This window comes from Rhizobium sp. NFR03, assembly GCF_900111275.1.
In the GTDB taxonomy this organism is placed as follows: domain Bacteria; phylum Pseudomonadota; class Alphaproteobacteria; order Rhizobiales; family Rhizobiaceae; genus Ferranicluibacter.
This window is the reverse complement of sequence record NZ_FOGR01000007.1, coordinates 158132-176979: the sequence shown is the minus strand read 5'-3', so window position 1 is coordinate 176979 and position 18848 is coordinate 158132. Positions and strand designations below refer to the sequence as shown.

The 18848-nt window shown below is 62.6% G+C and carries 8 protein-coding genes and 1 pseudogene; 7 read left to right on the top strand and 2 right to left on the bottom strand.

Features of this window, described 5'->3' with window-relative positions; genetic code table 11:
• A pseudogene (locus BSG19_RS20125) lies at positions 1 to 604 on the bottom strand (hypothetical protein); the annotation flags it as partial.
• A gap of 636 nt (positions 605 to 1240) precedes the next feature.
• Here BSG19_RS20125 and BSG19_RS20120 point away from each other — a divergent pair.
• From BSG19_RS20120 to glf, 3 genes are all read left to right on the top strand, one after another.
• Positions 1241 to 3295, top strand: coding sequence for an O-linked N-acetylglucosamine transferase, SPINDLY family protein (locus BSG19_RS20120; RefSeq protein ID WP_092989824.1), 2055 nt, complete (start codon positions 1241 to 1243; stop codon positions 3293 to 3295).
• Between the two features lie 153 nt (positions 3296 to 3448).
• Complete coding sequence (locus BSG19_RS20115; RefSeq protein WP_092989803.1) at positions 3449 to 4705, top strand: DUF6250 domain-containing protein; 1257 nt, start codon at positions 3449 to 3451, stop codon at positions 4703 to 4705.
• A 61-nt stretch (positions 4706 to 4766) separates the two neighbouring features.
• Positions 4767 to 5924 (top strand): UDP-galactopyranose mutase, encoded by a 1158-nt coding sequence (gene glf / locus BSG19_RS20110; RefSeq protein ID WP_092989802.1) that lies wholly within the window; start codon positions 4767 to 4769, stop codon positions 5922 to 5924.
• A gap of 18 nt (positions 5925 to 5942) precedes the next feature.
• Here the strand turns inward: glf and BSG19_RS20105 are convergent, their stop codons facing one another.
• Positions 5943 to 7499 (bottom strand): MDR family MFS transporter, encoded by a 1557-nt coding sequence (locus BSG19_RS20105; protein WP_280142421.1) that lies wholly within the window; start codon positions 7497 to 7499, stop codon positions 5943 to 5945.
• Between the two features lie 388 nt (positions 7500 to 7887).
• Between BSG19_RS20105 and BSG19_RS20100 the strand changes: the two genes are divergently transcribed.
• The 4 genes from BSG19_RS20100 to BSG19_RS20085 all read left to right on the top strand — a co-directional run bounded on the left by BSG19_RS20100 (position 7888) and on the right by BSG19_RS20085 (position 18848).
• Positions 7888 to 14910 (top strand): beta strand repeat-containing protein, encoded by a 7023-nt coding sequence (locus BSG19_RS20100; protein WP_092989800.1) that lies wholly within the window; start codon positions 7888 to 7890, stop codon positions 14908 to 14910.
• A gap of 314 nt (positions 14911 to 15224) precedes the next feature.
• Positions 15225 to 16820, top strand: coding sequence for an ABC transporter substrate-binding protein (locus BSG19_RS20095; RefSeq protein ID WP_092989823.1), 1596 nt, complete (start codon positions 15225 to 15227; stop codon positions 16818 to 16820).
• Between the two features lie 101 nt (positions 16821 to 16921).
• Complete coding sequence (locus tag BSG19_RS20090) at positions 16922 to 17938, top strand: ABC transporter permease (RefSeq protein WP_092989799.1); 1017 nt, start codon at positions 16922 to 16924, stop codon at positions 17936 to 17938.
• 79 nt (positions 17939 to 18017) lie between these two features.
• Positions 18018 to 18848 carry an ABC transporter permease gene (locus BSG19_RS20085; RefSeq protein WP_244529341.1) on the top strand — a complete coding sequence of 277 codons (831 nt, stop codon included), beginning with the start codon at positions 18018 to 18020 and terminating at the stop codon, positions 18846 to 18848.

Below are 18848 nucleotides of genomic sequence, written 5' to 3'. Positions count from 1 at the left end.
CCGTCAGCACCTTGACCTGTGCCGTCGTCAGGCCATCGATCTGCGCCGTCGAAAGCACCTTGAGCTGCGCCGTCGAGAGGGCGTTGGCCTGCGTCGTCGTCAGACCGCTCAGCTGCGTGGACGTCAGAACCGCGAAGTTCGCCGTGGAAAGCGTTGCAATCGACCTCGCACTGAGAGCGGAGATCTCGGACGACGAGATCGTCGCCATGTCTTCGGTCGCGAAAGCCGAGAGTGCACCGGAGCTCAGTGCACCGAGCTGAACCGATGTGAGGCCGTCGAGCTGACCGGAGGAAAGCGCGGCGACCTGAGTGGATGTCAGCGATGAAACCTGGCTGGCGACCAGCGTTGAAATCTTGCTGCTGTTGAGAACAGCGAGCTGGCCGACCGTCAGGCCGGGCACGGCTGCAGCGGAAACCGCGCGAAGCTGTGTCGAACTGAACGCCGCCAGGTCTTGCGTGTTGAAGGCCGCAATCTGCTGCGATGATAATGCCGCGATCTGGGCCGAGGTGAGAGCCTCGACATCGCTGCTCGTGAACGACGCGATCGTGGCGGTGTTCAGGGACTGAATCTGTTTAACGCTGAGAGAAGATACAATCGAGGTCATAGGTGCGCGCCTTCATCGTTCAAGGATTTAATATTCTCTCCTCTCCGATGCCTGCGGCGGAAGGCTGGGCCTCGCGTCACAGAGCCAAGGATGCGCCGGGCATCTCCAAACGTTCGCCATGGCTGCTGCCTGCTCCATCGGGCTAGGCACAGGTTGGCGCTCGTTCAAGCGGAAAGAATATCTGGAAACATGGCTCGTATGAGCCTGACGTGAGGGCGGCATCATGCATGCAGAGTTCTAGCCTCTGCTTCCCACACCTTAAATCATCAAAGGTATTCTAAGTTCGTCAATTCATCTGCAGGCGGCTCCCTGTCGCGGGAGAAGGAGACACTGAGCCGTCTAGTTGCTATTTGTAGATGGCACCTTCTAATTTTCGGTTAAAACGCAACCTTAAGCAATAGTTTAGACATCATCAGATTCGTTACCTCGTAGAACTTGCGCGGGGATGGTGATTGTCCTGCCGGATACAGTTCTCCGGCTGCTCGACCCGAGATCGGCAAGCACAGCAGTATGACAAGACTGACTTACCTTTGTGCTGCACTGCGATCGCAAGCTCAAGGCAAGGCAACGTCGTTAGGCAGGGACCAGAACCAGCTTTTCAATGCGGCCATCAGGCCCACGATCAATGTGATGCCCATGGTCATGCATAATACTTTTGCCGCGACACACCCATCGATGCTTGCCAGCGCCCTGGAACGTTCGCGCCAACAGCAGCTGTCGCTCCTGGAGCTGTTCCAGATCGCGGAAGAGCTGAACGCGAGCAATCAGAAGGCTGCGGCCGCGAAGCTCTACAGCACGTGGATCGCCTTCAACGACAACAGCCCGGTCCTGCACCTCGCCTACTTCAATTACTCCGTCACGCTGCGAGGCCTCGATGACATGCCCGGCGCCATCAATGCGCTTCAGGCCAGCCTGAAGATCGCACCGCAGATGGGCCAGGCGCGCATCAACCTTGGCCGCACCTTCGAGGACAGCGGCATGAACGCACAGGCCGTTCAGCAATGGCAGCAGTATGTCGCCGCCACGCAGGAGATCACGCCGGAAAAGATCAGCTATCGCCTGATGGCGCTCCAGCATATCGGCCGCGTCATGGAGAGTGTCGGACTGCTCGAGGATGCCGAAACGATTCTGTGGCAGGCGATCGAGCTTCGTCCGGAGCGGACAGAGGCGGCGCAGCATTGGCTGTCGACGCGCCAGCACCAGTGCAAGTGGCCGATCATCACAACGTCGGAATACGTCACGGGCCGGCAGTTGCTGGAAGCTTTTTCGCCACTGCCGCTTGCCTGCTACACGGATGACCCGATCTTCCAGATGGCAAAGGCCTACCGCTACAATCAGCATCTCGTCGGCCGCATCAATGCCCGCGACATCCTGCGTCCGGCGCCCCGCAAGAAGACAGGCACGGCCGAACGCCTGCGGATCGGCTACGTCTCCTCCGACCTGCGCGATCATGCCGTCGGCTTCGCGCTCAGCGAGGTTCTGGAACTGCACGACAAGAAGAAAGTCGAAATCTTCGCCTACTACTGCGGCGAGCCCCGGACCGACGATGCGACGCAGACCCGAATCCGTGCGGCGGTCGATCACTGGCATGACATCGCCACGTTCAGCGATCTCGATGCCGCAAAGCAGATCCTCGCCGACGAGATCGACATCCTCGTGGACGTTAACGGCTACACGAAACACGCGCGCACGAAGATCTTCGCCTATCGCCCGGCGCCCGTCATCGTGAACTTCTGCGGCTATCCCGGAACGATGGCGAGCCCGGTCCATCAGTACATTATAGCCGACGAGCAGATCATTCCGCCGGAAAACGAACTCTACTACACGGAAAAGGTCCTGCGCATTCCCTGCAACCAGCCGGTCGACCGGAAGCGGACGATCGCGCCGAAGCCGACGCGTCAGGCCGCCGGCCTGCCGGAAGATGCCTTCGTGTTCGCCTGCTTCAATGGCTCGCAGAAGACGACCGCTGCGTGCTTCTCCCGCTGGATGGTCATCCTCGCCGCCGTACCCGGCAGTGTACTCTGGCTGCTCGGAGCCTCGGAGCCCGTCAACGAGCGGCTTCGGCAACTTGCGGTTGACCACGGTGTCGAGCCGGACCGTTTGATCTTCGCGCCAAAGGTTCCCAACGCTTTCCACCTCGCGCGCATCGGCGTGGCGGATTTGTTCCTCGATACCTTCCCCTACGGCGCGCATTCCACAGCTGCCGACGCAGTGACCATGGGGCTTCCGGTCCTGACGCTCCGCGGCAAGGGCTTTGCATCCCGCTTCTGCGGCAGCATCGTATCTGCCGCCGGCATCCCGGAAATGATCTGCGAAACGCCGGACGCCTATGTCGGCAAGGCCATAGCCTACGCCCGCGATCCGAAGAGCCTGCAAGCCGTGCGCGAATCGCTGCAGGCTCAGCGGGAGACCTGCGCGCTGCGCGACATCCCTGCTCTGGTGCGCCGTCTCGAAGAACTGTACTGGCAGATGCAGGGCGAAGGCGAGCGTGGCGAGATTCCCGTGCCGCGCCTCGACAATCTCGACATCTACTACGAGGTCGGCGTGGATTTCCTAGCGGACCCGCTCGAGTTCGAGACGGATGCGAGCTACCGCGAGCGTTACCGCGAGGCCATCGCCCAGCGCCACGCCTATGCGCCGATCGCCCACGACACCCGCTTCTGGACTGACATTGATCAACCCAATGCCTAGGGCCCGGTCGGAATCGTTTTCAGGACAAAATTCGGCGCAGGTAAAAGACGGATAGCGTGCTGCAGGGACGCGCACGCAGGCGGCCGGGGACGAGACGATCCGGCACTTTGCCGCAATCAGACGAACGACGACATCGACGAGAGGCAGGACGACATGAACCCCGTGATTTTGGTCACTTTTGCCGGCCGCCAGCAGCGGATGGAAATCCTTACCCAGTACATCCGGAAGGCTCTGGAAGCCGGGATCATCGACGAGTGGCATATATGGGACTTCACCCGTTCGGCCGATGACCGGGCTTGGGTCACTAGGGAATTCGGCCCCGTACGCTTCATGGGTCCGAACGCATCCTACCAGCACAAGGGCACCGTCAGCCGTCTCTCTTCGTTCCGTACCGCCGCGAAGATCCAGAGCGACCTGCACATCGCCATCATTCCGAACGACAAGACGAGCCAAGCATACGAGCTGGTCATTGGGGGCTGGAACAACACCCATTCTGCCCTTCGCAGCATCACCGAAGACGATCTCACCAGCTTCTCGCGCGACACGCATCCGCTTCTCTGGACGCGATCGACGCCCGGCGTGCTGTCGCCGGGGATCGCTAATCACGTCGTTCTGAGCCTTGACGACGCCGGCGTTCCGACCCTCCACGTCAACGGCGTGGCGGTGGGCACGTGGCCGGACATCAAGCTGCCGGGTGGCGCATCGATCATGGTTCGCGGCGGCTGGGGTTCGGATCTCGAACTCTGCGACGTCCAGAGCCCGGTTCGCCGCTATGTCGGCAACGAGAACGAACAGATCCCCTATTGGCAGGCCTACAGCTACTACACCAAGCGCCTTACCGAGTTCTCGGATGCCGTCTTCCTGAAGTGTGACGACGACGTCGTCTATCTCGACCTCGATAATCTCAGCAAGTTCATCGCATTCCGCCGCGACAACCCGCACTACTTCATCGTCTCCGCAAATGTGGTGAACAATGGCGTCTGTGCCTACTGGCAGCAGGAGGCAGGCTCCCTTCCTCCCACGCTCGGCCATTTCGAACGCCCGCCGGGCGGCTTTGGCGGCAGCCTTTGGCAAAGCGCCGAACGCGCTACGCAACTGCACGACTATTTCCTCAACAAGACGGAGAAGTCGCTGCCTCTGCCAAGTCCGGTCGTCGACTGGCAGGAGCGCCAGTCGATCAATTTCATCGCCTGGCTCGGCAAGGACCTCATCCACATGGCGCTGCCGAAATGCGACGACGAATATGCGCTCACGGTCGATCTGCCCACCTATCTGAACCGGCCGACCGCGATCTTCTCGGACTTCACCGTCAGCCATCTCAGCTTCGGAACCCAGGAAAAAGGCCTTGCCCTCAGCCGGCTGATCGATGGATACGACGCGCTGATGCGCACGAGGCTCGCGGCAGCCTGACATAACGACACACCCCTGCCGAGCGGGCATGGGCGAGAACGATAAAAGACGAGGGAAAGACATGGGCGGGAACGGGAAAATCGCGGTGGTCGGCGCCGGCCTTTCGGGCGCCGTCATCGGGCGCGAGCTTGCACTGGCGGGCTACAGCGTCAACATCTTCGACGTTCGCGAACATATCGCCGGAAATTGCTACAGCGAACGCGATGCCGACACCGGCGTAATGGTGCATGTCTACGGTCCGCACATCTTTCATACGGATGACGAAGAGGTCTGGAACTACGTCAACCGCTTCCAGACCTTCATGCCCTACAAGAACCGCGTGAAAACGACGGTGGACGAGCAGGTCTTCTCGCTGCCTGTCAACTTGCACACGATCAACCAGTTCTTCGGCAAGACCTTCCGGCCCGATGAGGCTCGCGCGTTCCTGGAAGAGAAGGCCGACAAGACGATCACTGATCCGCAGACCTTCGAAGAACAGGCCCTGCGTTTCGTCGGCCGCGAACTCTACGAGGCCTTCTTCAAGGGTTATACCGAGAAGCAGTGGGGCTGCTCGCCGACGCAGCTGCCGGCGTCCATCCTCAAGCGCCTGCCCGTGCGCTTCAATTATGACGACAACTACTTCTTCCATCGCTTCCAGGGCATGCCGGAGAATGGATACACGGACATGGTGGCGGGAATTCTCGATCACCCCGGCATCACGGTGCATCTCGGCACGCGTTTCGACAAATCCCAGAACGAAGCTTATGATCACGTCTTCTATTCCGGCCCGCTCGACGGCTATTTCAATTATGAATTCGGCCGGCTGGGCTATCGTACGCTGGATTTCGAGCGCTTCACCTATGATGGCGATTATCAGGGCTGCGCGGTCATGAATTACGGCGATCCCGATGTCCCCTACACCCGCATCACCGAGCACAAGCACTTCTCGCCGTGGGAAAGCGTTGCGGGCTCCGTCTGCTACCGTGAGTTCTCGCGTCTCTGCGGTGAAGACGACGTGCCGTTCTATCCGATACGGCTGGTCGAGGAGAAGCAGTTGCTCGCCTCCTACGTCGAGCGCGCACAAGCGGAAACCGCCGTCACCTTCGTCGGCCGTCTCGGCACCTATCGCTATCTCGACATGGACGTGACGATCCGCGAGGCGCTGGACACGGCGGCCCTGTACCTGAAGAAGACGGCAGACGATGCACCGGTTCCGGCCTTCCTGCATTCGCCTCTCTGAGCGTCCCGACGAACCTCGTCAGGCCTTGCCTCCAGCGCCCTCCAAAGGCTGATCCTGATCGAGAAGCTTGGGCACCCAGAGGCAGACGGGGACGATGAGGATCGTCATCACGAACATCACGATAAAGGTGACGTGGAGCGCTGCCTGAAGAGCCATGCGGACCGAGGCCGCATCGATTGCGGCCGCGCCCGTACCGTCGAGCAGGCCGCGCAACTGTTCGGGGGTGATGGCGCCCATCCCGCCCGCATGCGCGAGGCCGTAGCTGAGCACCGCGCCCAGAATGGAAGCACCGAGCGTGCTGCCGAGGTTGCGCGAGAACACGTTCGAGGCTGTCGCGCTGCCGCGCTGAGACCAGCCGACGCTCTCCTGCGTGATGACCAGGGCGCAGATATTCAGCAGGCCCATGCCGACCCCCATGATCAGCGATCCCGCGCCCGCCTGGGCGGGTGAACTGTCGGGCGTCAAAAGGACGAGCAGGAAAGCACCGGCAGGAACGATCAGGCTCGCGACAAGCATGATCGGCCGCAGCCCGAAGCGCGGGAACATGCGCGAGGCGAAGGTGGCACCGGCCGGCCAGCCGATGAGCAGCATCGTGAGCGCGAAGCCGGCGACCAACGGCGAACGGTCGAGCACCGTCTGAACATACATAGGCAGGAAGGTGGTCAGCCCCATGATGGCCATGCTGGCGAAGAACACGGCGATGTTGGAGGCCGCAATCGGCCGGCGCAGCCAGAGATCGGGCGCGACCATCGGCGCTTCGGCACGACGCTCCTGCCAGAGGAACAGACCGAGACTGACGACGAAGACGAGAACCGCCACGATCGTGTAGACAGGTGTCGCGGCCTCCACCTCGGTCAGCGCCACCATGAGCGCGGAGATGGAGACGGCAAAGAGCACTGCGCCGAGAATGTCGATCGACACCGTGCGCGTCTGCTTTTCCTCGTGCAGGAAACGGATGAAGCCAAAGGCGGCGAGGATGCCGACGGGGATGTTGATCCAGAACACCCAGGCCCATGGTAGGCTGTGAATGATGAAGCTGCCGAGCAGCGGCCCGACGACAGCGGACAGCGCCCAGACGCTTGCAAGATAGCCCTGCACCTTTCCGCGCTCGCGCCCGGGAAAAAGATCTCCCACGATCGTCATTGCAACCGGCTGGATCGCGCCGGCGCCGATACCCTGCAACAGGCGGAATGCGATCATCGACGGCATGGACCAGGCAAAGCCTGCAAGCAGCGACGACACGAGGAAGACGGCGATACCAAACAGGACGACGGGCTTGCGGCCGTAGATATCCGACAGCTTGCCGAACACGACGGTGGTTGCCGTCTGCGTCAGAAGGAAGGAGGAGAAGACCCAGCTGTAGAGATTGATCTGGCCGAGCTGCGCCGCGATCTGCGGCATGGCGGTCGAGACGATGGTTGCCTCGACAGCGATCATCGCCATGCTGGCCATGATCGCGGCAACAACCAGACCGCGATGAACACGTTTTACAGTCATGTATCGGTTCCGGAGCGCCTTTCCGGCGCAAAGGGAGGGACATTCGGCGGTCGGACGGCCGTCAGTAGACGACGATATGCGCCAGCGCGCCCCTGTGGCCGCCCGCGCTGCGTCGTTCGAGATCGCATCTCGTTCCCCTGAATTGGACCCATCACCTTAAGTGGTCAAGCCTGATAGTCAGCAAAACTTACGTTCCGCGCTTCCGGTCGTCACTGCCGGTGTAACCGATGCCAGACGGCCATGACCTTGGATGCAGCCGCGTCCATTTGCGCGACCGCACCGCGCATATCGACATCGATACAATCCGTTTGCCGTCTCAGTTCAGGCTCATGCAAGCCTGAACCACTACTCACAACGGTAACCGGCCGTTTCGATGGGATCACCTCATGTTCGTTCGGAAGGGGAATTGCCCGGTGGCGCGGCTTGGCGCCAGTCGCGAGCGGCCGGTGAAGTGGGGATTGATGGCATGACGACAACTGTTTCCGGCCTGAGCGTCACGCAAATCCGGTCCACGTCCGCGAATACCATCAAGGGCTGGACCACGGAGGATGTCGGTTCTCTTTCTCCGACCCAGATCAAGGTTCTCTCCTCCTCGCAGATCGCCGCTCTCGACTCCGAAGACGTCGATATCCTCAGCACCGCGCAGCTCAACGCCATCTCCCGTGCCGCCATCGTGGGCCTGACGCTGGATCAGCTCGCCGTCCTGCAGAAGACCGATATCGAGGCATTGTCCGCAACGCAGGTTGGCGGGCTGACCACGTCACAGATCGAAGGCTTGACGACCGAGCAGACGGAGGCGCTGACGCCGGCCCAGATCAGGGGACTGACCAGTGCCCAGCTGGCAGCGCTGACGACGGAAGACCTCGCGACCTTCTCGACGGACGATATGAATGCGATCTCGAGCACCGCCATTCGCGGCCTTCAGACGCTTGTGCTGTCTTCGCTGACCGCAGACCAGATTTCGGCGCTGAACACCGGCGCCGTCTCCAATCTGTCCACGGACCAGATCGCCGCTTTGAACGAAGATCAGGTGGAATCGCTGACCTCCGTGCAGGTCTCCGTCCTGGGGTCGCTCCAGCTCGCGGCGCTGTCATCGGCAGATATCGCCAAACTGTCCCCCGAAGATGTCAGCGCGATCTCCACCCGGGCAATCGCCGGTTTGCGTGTTGCCGACCTCGCCAGTGACAAGCTGTCCGCTCTCTCGGCTGCGCAGGTCGCCGCTCTGGGCGCATCGCAGATTTCCACGTTAAGCGTCGGGCAAATCGAGGCCTTCTCCAGCACTCAGATCTCCGCGCTGGCATCCAGGTCCGTTGCAGCCCTATCGACGGGCCAGATGGGCGCACTGTCGGCAGACCAGATCGGTGGTTTCTCGTATACGCAGGTAAGATCCCTCACCTCCACACAGATAGGCGTCCTGTCCTCTACCCAGATTGCGGCATTGTCCTCGTCTGCGATGTCCGGAATGACGGGACAGACCTTTTCCGGGATAGGGCTGGACGCAATCGCGGGGCTGACGGCGGGTCAGGTCGCGGCGCTCTCGACCAGCGTCATTTCCAGTCTGAGCACCGGCCAGATCGGCAAGTTCGACGGCGACCAGCTGGCGGCCCTTACGCCCGTGCAGGTCAAGATGCTCGGCTCAAACCAGTTGGCCGCGCTTGACTCTGACGATATCGCCAGCTTCTCCACCACGGATATCGGCGCCATTAACGGCCGGGTGGTGCAAGGGCTGAAGGCAGACGTCGTTGCAGCACTCTCGATCGAACAACTCGTCGCCCTGAGCGCCCCGACATTCGCCTTCCTGACGAGCACCCAGATCAACGCGCTGTCGAATGACAAACTAACGGCACTGCTCCCGGCGCAGATCGCGGCTCTCGGTGCAGCGCAGATCAGCGGCTGGGGCTCCGGTCAGTTCGAGGCGCTCTCCACCGAACAAATGGCCCGGATCAGCACGCGGACGATGGCAAGCCTCGGCACGCTGCAGATCAGCAGCCTGACCGCCGAGAAGACGGCGGCCCTGACCTCTCAGCAAGCCCGCGCGCTGACGGCAACGCAGATCTCGGCGTTCAGCGACGCCGCTCTGGATGCCTTCTCGTCCGCGGCCATGGCCGCCGTCTCGACGTCCGCCATCCGGGGCCTGAGCACCGGCACTCTGGAGGGGCTCTCCACCGACCGGATCGCGGCGTTCACCTCCAGCCAGGCTGCCGCTCTGACAACGCTGCAGCTGGCGGCAATGAGCAACACGAAGATCGAGGCTTTGTCGTCGGCTCAGATCAGGGCCCTCTCCGCCGCGCAGCTCTCCGTGCTCACCTCGGCGGCCATCGCCACGTTCTCCCCCGAGGACATGAGCGCCATCGCGAGCAAAGCGATTTCCGGGCTTCGGACAGACATCATCGCCACGCTGACGAGCGACAAGATCGCGGCGCTCACCACGAGCGCTATCTCGCAGCTGACGTCTCCCCAGGTCGCAGCTCTCCGGACGGATCAGGTCGCTGCCCTTTCGACCGACCAGATAAAGGCGTTGACCGCAACTCAACTTGCGGCCCTCGGAGCGGAGGATCTCGCGACCTTCTCGGACGATGATATCCAGGCCATCTCCAAATCCGCGCTGTCCGGACTGACGACGGATACGGCCGCAACGCTTTCGACGGCACAGCTCGCTGCTTTGACGACAACCCAGGTTCCCGGGCTGACGAAGGCGCAACTGTCCACGATGAGCACCGCGCAGATCGAGATTCTGTCGGAGGCGCAGGTGGCGGCCCTGACATCCGTGCAACTTTCCGGCTTGAGCGATGACGCCGTCGCCACCTTCTCGACGGACGAGATCGCGGCGATGAACAAGGCTGCCGTACAGGGCCTGAGCGTAACGGGCCTCTCGACAGCGCAGGTTGCCGTGCTGTCGACGGCCCAGATCGCCGCGCTGCGGACGACCCAGGTTGCGGCACTTTCGACCGAGCAGATCGGCGCACTGACGACGGCGCAGGTGGCCGCTTTGAACGTCAATGCGATAGCAGCGCTCTCGACGGCGCAGATCGCAGCCCTTGGCGCAGACAAATTCGCAGCGCTTGGCACTGCCCAGGTTGCCCGCCTGACCGCGACGCAGGTCGCCGTGCTGGATGCAAACGATCTGTCGAATTTTTCCACGTCCAATATCGCTGCGATCAACGGCCGCGCCCTGTCCGGTCTCAGCACCGACGTCATTCCAACGCTTGGCACCGACAAGATCGCAGCCTTGGGAACATTGGCCATCGCCAGCCTGACGACGGCGCAGATCGAGGCTTTGGGAACGGCGCAGGTCGAAGCTCTGTCCGCGACGCAGATTCGCGTGCTGACCGCCGCACAGCTCGCAGCGCTTGGCGCCAATGATGTAGCGACATTCTCGGAGGCCGAGGTCGCCGCCATCAGCAACGCAGCCATAACAGGGCTCAGTGGCGATGTGATGGAGAGTCTGACAAACGCCAAAGTTACAGCTTTGAGCACGAGCGCGATAGCGCGGCTGACGTCCACGCAGATCTCGGCCATGGGACCGAGCCAGATCGCGGCCCTCTCGGTCGCGCAGGTCAAGGCGTTGAACGCCACGCAGATGGCCGCCATCGAGGTCGAGGACATCGGTGCTTTTCCAACAGCAAACATCGCCGCGCTGAGCAGTCAGGGGCTGTCGGGCCTCGGAACGGATCTCGTCGCCGCTCTCTCCGTTGCGCAGGTCGAAGCATTGGGAACAGCAGCGCTTGCCGGACTTTCGACCCTACAGGCATCCGCGCTTTCCACTGCACACCTCGCCGCCCTCACCGTTTCGCAGGTGAAACAGCTGACCGCGACGCAGGTCGCCGCTCTTTCGGAAAATATCTCGGCCTTGTCCACCGCCAACGTGGCAGCCCTCACGTCAGCCGCGGTCAGCGGGATGAGTTCGGACCAGATCGCGGCGCTGAGCGACGCGCAGTTCGCGGCGTTGACCACCGCCCAACTCGGCGGGATGACGTCCCAGCAGATGGCCGGACTGAGCACGGCGGCTATCGTTGCTCTCTCGCCGGAGCGTATTGGAGCGCTGAGCAGCAGCGCAGTCGCCGGCCTTTCGACCGCGCAGATCACCGCGCTCGATACGGACCAGCTCGCCAACCTGTCTACCCGGCAGGTTGCGGCCCTGAGCTCGACCCAGATCGGCGCCCTCGCAACGTCCGATGTCGCCGTGCTCACGCCGACGCAGATCGCAGCCCTCTCGGGCGCAGCTATTCCCGGCCTGACGTCTCAGCAAATCGCCGTGTTCACTCCGGCGCAGTCGGAGGCTTTGACCAGCGCCCAGGTCGCAAGCCTGACATCGGGTCAGGTTTCGGCCCTTCAGTCGGACGACATGGCAACCTTCTCGACGAAGGACATCGCCGCCATGACATCCGCTGCGGTTGGCGGTCTTACAACGGACACGATCGCCACGCTCTCCAATGAACAGATAGCGGCCTTGAGCGCATCCGGCGTTAGCGGCCTGACCACCCGACAGCTGGCAGCGCTGCAGACGACGCAGGTGGAGGCCTTGACGGGCGTCCAGATCGCAGCCCTCAGTTCGACACAGCTCGCGGCGCTATCCTCCAGCGCCATCGCCACCTTCTCGACTCGCGAGATCGCCGTCATCGATCCGGCTGCGGTCGCCGGTCTGTCCTCCGACACCATCGCATCGCTCGACACCAAGATCGCGGCACTGAGCACCGCCGCGGTTGCAGCCCTTGGCTCGCGCCAGATCGACGCCTTGACGGCATCACAGGTGGGATCGCTGACACGGGCACAGCTTGGCGCTCTCACCTTCCGGCAGACCCCCGCGCTGACCGCCGACGACATCCAGGCCATCCTGCCGAAGAACATCGGCGCCCTGTCGTCCAGCGCCATGGCGGGCATCACATCTCAAGCCGTCGCCGCGCTGTCGAACGAACAGATCGCCGCCCTCAGCTCAAGCGGCATCAGCGGGCTCAGCACATCTTTGATTGCGCGTCTCAGCAGTCTTCAGGTGCAGGCTCTTGGCACCACGCAGATTGCGGCGCTGAGTTCGCGGCAGGTGGCCGTTCTCGCCACAGATGACGTGGCCGCGCTGACGACGACGCAGATTGCCGCCCTGAGTGCCGCAGGCATTGCCGGACTGAGCACCCAGCAGATCGGCGTCCTCAGCGCCGATCAGGCAGAAGCGCTGCACGGCACCCAGATCGCCGCGCTCGGCTCACGGCAGCTGGCAGCGCTTGGCGCCGCCGCTCTTGCCCGCTTCAGTCCTGCCGATATCGGCGCCATTTCCTCAACAGCGATAGCAGGCCTGTCTCCGGCGGCGATTGCAACGCTTTCGACCGACGCCGTCGCCGCGCTGAGCGCGGGCAGCGTCGCTGTCCTCAGCAGCACGCAGATCGCTGCCCTTTCAACCGACCAGATTGACGTTCTGACGACGGCGCAGGTCGCCGCCCTGACCTCAAGGCAGATCGCCGCACTGGGAACGCAAGCTCTCGCGACACTCTCGATCCCGCAGATCGCTGCCTTGAGCGCAGACGGCGTCGCGGGCTTCAGCAGCACGCAGATCGCAGCGCTGTCCACCGACCAGACGGCCGCCCTCACGCCGACGCAGGTCGCGGCCCTCAGCTCTTCGCAGGTCGCAGGTCTGGATACCGAGGATCTCTCCGGCTTCTCCACCGCCGATATCGCTGCGTTTCTCTCTGCGACCGTTCCCGGCTTGAGCACGGCGGCGATCGCCTCCCTCTCTGCCGAGCATGTCGCGGCCCTGAGTACATCCGGCGTGAGCGGGCTGACCACCGGCCAGATCAGCACGCTGACGAACGAGCAGATCGAAGCACTTACGCCGACGCAGCTCGGCGCGCTATCCTCGAAGCAGGCGTCGGCCTTCGAACCTGCGGATATCGCGCTGCTCTCCGCCGCCCAGATCGGCGGGTTCGGCACGAGCGGCGTAGCGGGCCTCTCTACCGCTGCGATCTCCATCCTCACGATCGACCAGGCCAAGGCCCTGACGGCTGCTCAGGTGGGGACACTGTCGTCGCAACAGCTGGCCGCGCTGAGCCTCGATGCCCTGGACAATCTCGGTACGCCACAGGTTGCCGCGATCAGTTCTTCGGCAATTCCGGGCCTGTCCACAACGGTGATCGCATCGCTCTCGACGGGCCAGATTGCAGCGCTCGGCACATCCGCCATAGCAGGTCTCGACACGGCGCAGATCGCAGCCCTCAGCGTCGAACAGGCCGAAGCGCTCACGACGGCGCAGATCGCGGTCTTCAACTCCCGTCAGCTGGCAGCCTTCGGCGCGGAGGATATCGACAGCTTCTCCACAGGCGATATCGCCGCCATCAGTTCGGTGGCCATTGCCGGCCTCTCATCGTCCATGCTCTCCGCGTTGACGCCGCAGCAGATCGCGGCTCTGAGCACAGGCGGCATTTCGGGGCTTGCCACCACCCAGATCGCTGCGCTCACCTCCGGCCAGATCGAAGCCCTCAGCCTCGGGCAGGTCGGAGCCCTGACCTCCACCCAGGTTGGCGCCTTGGAAGCAAACGGTATCGCCGGTCTTTCAGACAGCCAGCTTGCCGCACTGAGCACCAAGGGACTTTCCGGCATCAGCAGCAGTCAGGCTGCAGCGCTCACTCCCACGCAAATGCAGGCCCTTTCGACCAGCCAGATCGCGGCCCTGGGGTCGGATGCCATCTCAGGCTTGACGACGGACAGCCTCGCGACGTTGAAGCCCGCGAAGATCGGAGCCCTCGGCTCGACAGCCGTGAAGGGCCTTCCGACGGCCTTCATCGCTGCCCTTACCCCGGCGGAAATCGCCGGTCTCGGCACGGGCACCGTCGCCGGGCTCACGAGCACGCAGCTTGGCGTGCTGAGCGCGGAGCAGATGGATATGCTGACGGGCAGCCAGATCACCGCCCTCAGTCAGAATGCCCTTGCCGGCCTGACCACGACGCAGCTCGCGACGTTCTCGACAGAGGATTTCGCCGCGATCGCGCCGGGATCCATCAAGGGGCTGAGCACGACGATCGTTTCCGGCCTTACATCGACCAATATCGCGGCTCTGACGACGGGTCAGGTCGCAGCGCTCGGCTACAGTCAGGTGAATGCCCTGACCCCGGCGCAGATCGCCATGCTTTCGACATCGCAGGTCGGCTCCTTCGGCCTGATGCAGGCCGCGGCCTTCGGCTCGGACGATCTTGTTCAGCTGACACCGGAGCATATCATCTCGCTGAGCACCAGCGCGATCTCCGGCTTGAGCACACGCGCGATTTCCGGGCTGACCGTCGCACAGGCGGAAGCCTTCACGCCGGCCCAGGTCAATAGCATGACCTCCTCGCAGCTGCAGGCCCTCACCGACGTGGCCACCAACGCGCAGACGACCACGACCGCCTCCAGTGCCCGCTTCGCCCCCGCCTCGGAAACGTCCAGCACGGAAGCCGGATCTTCGGCGCCATCCGAGCAGCCGAGCGAGAACAGCGCATCGCTCATCATGTCGATGTTGAGCGTATAAGAGCAGCTAAAGCCGAAGCGGAATCGCTTCGGCGCCGGACGATGCGGCTGAGAACAGGCTAGCAAGGAGCGGCGAGCCTCGCGTACCGATGTTCTCACGCGAGGCCCGAAGCGGGTGCGTGCATGCAGCCTCCCGTGGCCATTCCAACACCATCTTCATCGCCTTCCGCAGCGCCGATGTCCACAGCCACCGGTGCTCCCACCACATCCGTCCAAAGCAGATTGACAGTCGAGGTAAGACGTCATATCTCTTATGTCGGAGTTGAGGAACTGAATGCTGCTGGGGAGCAGCTTGTGGAGGAAACGATGCATCGCATGATCAAAGCACTGTCGACAATTCTGGTCGGCTCCACCCTGCTAACCAGCCCTGCCTGGGCTGAAACGCCGCCAAACATGCTCGTTGTCGGTTTTTCCATGAGCAATATCCTGACCTTGGATCCGGCTGCCATCACCGGCAAGGAAACGGTACAAGTTCTTGCCAACATATATGATAACCTTGTTGCGCTGGATGCTGTCAACCGTGCACAGGTCAATCCGCAGCTTGCCGAAAGCTGGACGGTCAGCCCCGACAATTCGGCGATTACCTTCAAGCTGAAAGCCGGCGCAACCTTTGCCTCCGGCAATCCGGTGACATCGGCCGACGTCGTCTGGTCGCTGAAACGGCTCCTGACGCTCAATCTCGCACAAGCCTCGTTCCTGAAGACGCATGGCTTCACGGCCGCGAATGCAGATAAGAGCTTCACCGCGCCCGATGAGACGACGGTCGTCATCACCCTGCCGAAGAAGGTCGATCCCGAGATCATCGTCCAGACGCTGGGTATCGTCGGACCCGGCTCGGTGCTCGACAGCAAGACCGTGATGGAGCATGACAAGTCCGGCGATCTCGGTTCTGCCTGGCTCACCAATAATTCGGCCGGCTCCGGCCCCTACACGCTTGGCCAATGGCGCTCCAACGAGCGCGTCATTCTCGATGAGAATACGAACTACTGGGGCGAGAAGCCCGGCATGAAGCGCATCATGATGCGGCATCTGGCGGAATCCCAGAGCCAGCGGCTGATGCTCGAAAAGGGCGATATCGACATCGCCTATTCCATGTCGGCCGCCGACCTCAAGGCGCTGGAGGCAAGCGAGAACGTCAAAGTCCAGACCAATGGCGGCAGCGGGTTTTATTACCTCGCCGTATCCATGAAGGACGAGAAGTTCCAGAAGCCGAAAGTACGCGAGGCCTTGCGCTACCTGATCGACTATCAGGGGCTGAACGACACCGTGCTGCCCTACTTCGGACGCCTGCGGGATCGTCCGATCCAGACCGGTCTGTTCGGCGCACTCCCAAATGCGGGTTACAAGCTGGACGTGGAGAAGGCCAAGGCTCTGCTGGCGGAAGCCGGCTATCCCGATGGCTTCTCGACCACGCTGCGCGCCATCTCCGACGCGCCGTTCATGAATGCCGCGACCGCCATCCAGGCGACGCTGGCACAGGGCGGCATCAAGGCGGAGATCATCACCGGCAGCGGCGACCAGATCTATGGCGCGATGCGCGAGCGGAAATATGAACTCCTCGTCGGACGCGGCGGTGGCGGGCAGTTGCCGCACCCCGACAGCAACCTTCGCGCCATCGTCTACAATCCGGATAATGCCGACGAAGCGAAGCTGACCAACTTCCAGGGCTGGCGGACAGCTTTCTACGACGCGAAGATCAACAGCATGGTCGACGCCGCGCTCGTGGAGACCGACAAGGCGAAGCAGGTCAAGGATTACGAGGCGATCCAGACCTATTACGCTGATGTCGTCCCTGCCATCCAGCCCTTCGCGGAAGTCGTCGACAGCGTCGGCTACCGCGCCGACATCAAGGGTCTCGCGCTCAATCCGTCATGGTCCACGCGACTGCGCACGGTGACCAAGGAGCGATAGGCGCTTGCGCCGGCGCGCGCCCTGCGCGCCGGCCTCTCCATGCTCCCGTTGCACGCGCCTTTCGCACGCCCTCGACCTCTTTGCATTCCAAGGAAGCAGTCATGAACAATGCGCGCTTTTCTGCTTTCGGCAGGCAGGCAGGAACCATTCTGGTCACCCTCATCGGCCTTCTGATCCTCACCTTCTGCATTGGCCGCCTGATGCCGGTCGATCCCGTGCGCGCAATCGTCGGGGAGGAGGCGGACCGGGCGACATACGAGATGGTTGCCGAGCGGATCGGCGCGAACCTGCCGCTCTACCAGCAGTTCTTCAAATATGTGAGCGACCTGCTTCACGGCGACTTCGGCGTCTCGATCCGCACCGGCCAGCCCGTCATCAACGATATCCTGCACGTGATGCCGGCGACGATCGAGCTTGCGACCTTCGCCATCATCGTCGGGGCCGGGCTCGGCATTCCCTTGGGGATTCTCGCCGCCGTTCGCCGCAACAAACCTGTCGATCACGTCATCCGGTTCCTGACACTCATCGGACATTCCATGCCGATCTTCTGGACGGGCATGATCGGCCTCATCGTCTTCTACGCGGCTCTCGATCTGGTGGGGGGCGGCGGCCGGTTGTCCGACTACTATATCGGCCTCGTGCCGGAGACCACGGGCTTCCTGCTGATCGACTCGATGCTCGCAGGTGATTGGGAGGTCTTCTGGGATGCGGTCAACCACCTGCTGCTGCCGGCGAGCATCCTTGGCTATTCCTCCATGGCCTACATCACCCGCATGACCCGAAGCTTCATGCTGGACCAGTTGAACCAGGAGTATGTAACCACCGCGCGGGTGAAGGGTCTCTCGAAGAGCCGGACGATCTGGCACCATGCCTTCGCCAATATCCGCGTCCAGCTCGTCACCATCGTCGCGCTCGCCTATGGCAGCCTGCTCGAAGGCGCCGTGCTGATCGAGACCGTGTTCTCCTGGCCGGGCTTTGGCCAGTACATCACCAACAACATGCTGGTCGGCGACATGAACGCGGTGATGACCTGCGTCCTGCTGGTCGGCGTCATCTTCATCGGGCTCAATCTTCTGTCCGATGCGCTCTACAAGATCTTCGACCCGAGGACGCGCTGACATGACGACGAAAACCATCGACATCGGGACCGCAGCCATGACCGCTTCCAGCCAGAAAACCTACACGGCCTGGAGCCGCATGCTCCGTGTTCTCAAAGACCTGCTCGCCAACCCGTCCTCCGGCTTCGGCCTCATTGTCATCGCGATCCTTCTCGTCACGGCGCTCGTCGCGCCATGGATCGCACCTTATGAGCCGAACATGATCAACCTCGCCCAGGCCCTCCAGCCGCCTTCCGCCGCCCATCTGTTCGGCACGGACGAACTGGGTCGCGATGTGCTGAGCCGCATCATTCACGGCTCGCGCATCAGCCTGACGATCATCACCATCGTCTCCGTCATCGTCGGTCCGCTCGGCCTTCTGGTCGGCACGACCGCCGGCTATTTCGGTGGGTGGTACGATACGGTCATGATGCGGATCACCGATATCTTCCTGTCCTTCCCGAGCCTCATCCTGTCTCTCGCCTTCGTCGCGGCGCTGGGCGCCAGCCTCGAGAACGCCATCATTGCCATCGGCCTGACCGCCTGGCCGCCGATCGCCCGGCTGGCGCGCGCGGAAACGCTGACCTTCCGCAATGCGGACTACATCTCGGCGTCGCGCATGCAGGGCGCCTCCCGGCTGCGTATCATCATCAAGTCGATCATGCCGATGTGTCTGCCCTCCGTGCTTGTTCGCGTCACGCTGAGCATGGCAACCGTCATTCTGACGGCAGCAGGCCTTGGCTTTCTCGGCCTCGGCGCACAGCCGCCGCTGCCGGAATGGGGCGCGATGATCGCCACCGGCCGGCGCTATATGCTCGACAATTGGTGGCTGGTCGCGTTCCCCGGCGGGGCCATTCTCCTCGTCAGCCTGGCCTTCAACCTGCTCGGTGATGGCCTGCGCGACGCGCTCGATCCGAAACAGGGCCACTAG

What these genes read in the sequence shown, in the direction of transcription:
- BSG19_RS20095 (WP_092989823.1), top strand. Translation starts at nt 15,225, where the DNA reads ATGATCAAAGCACTGTCGACAATTCTGGTCGGCTCCACCCTGCTAACC.
- BSG19_RS20100 (WP_092989800.1), top strand. Translation starts at nt 7,888, where the DNA reads ATGACGACAACTGTTTCCGGCCTGAGCGTCACGCAAATCCGGTCCACG.
- glf (WP_092989802.1), top strand. Translation starts at nt 4,767, where the DNA reads ATGGGCGGGAACGGGAAAATCGCGGTGGTCGGCGCCGGCCTTTCGGGC.
- BSG19_RS20085 (WP_244529341.1), top strand. Translation starts at nt 18,018, where the DNA reads ATGCTCCGTGTTCTCAAAGACCTGCTCGCCAACCCGTCCTCCGGCTTC.
- BSG19_RS20120 (WP_092989824.1), top strand. Translation starts at nt 1,241, where the DNA reads ATGGTCATGCATAATACTTTTGCCGCGACACACCCATCGATGCTTGCC.
- BSG19_RS20090 (WP_092989799.1), top strand. Translation starts at nt 16,922, where the DNA reads ATGAACAATGCGCGCTTTTCTGCTTTCGGCAGGCAGGCAGGAACCATT.
- BSG19_RS20115 (WP_092989803.1), top strand. Translation starts at nt 3,449, where the DNA reads ATGAACCCCGTGATTTTGGTCACTTTTGCCGGCCGCCAGCAGCGGATG.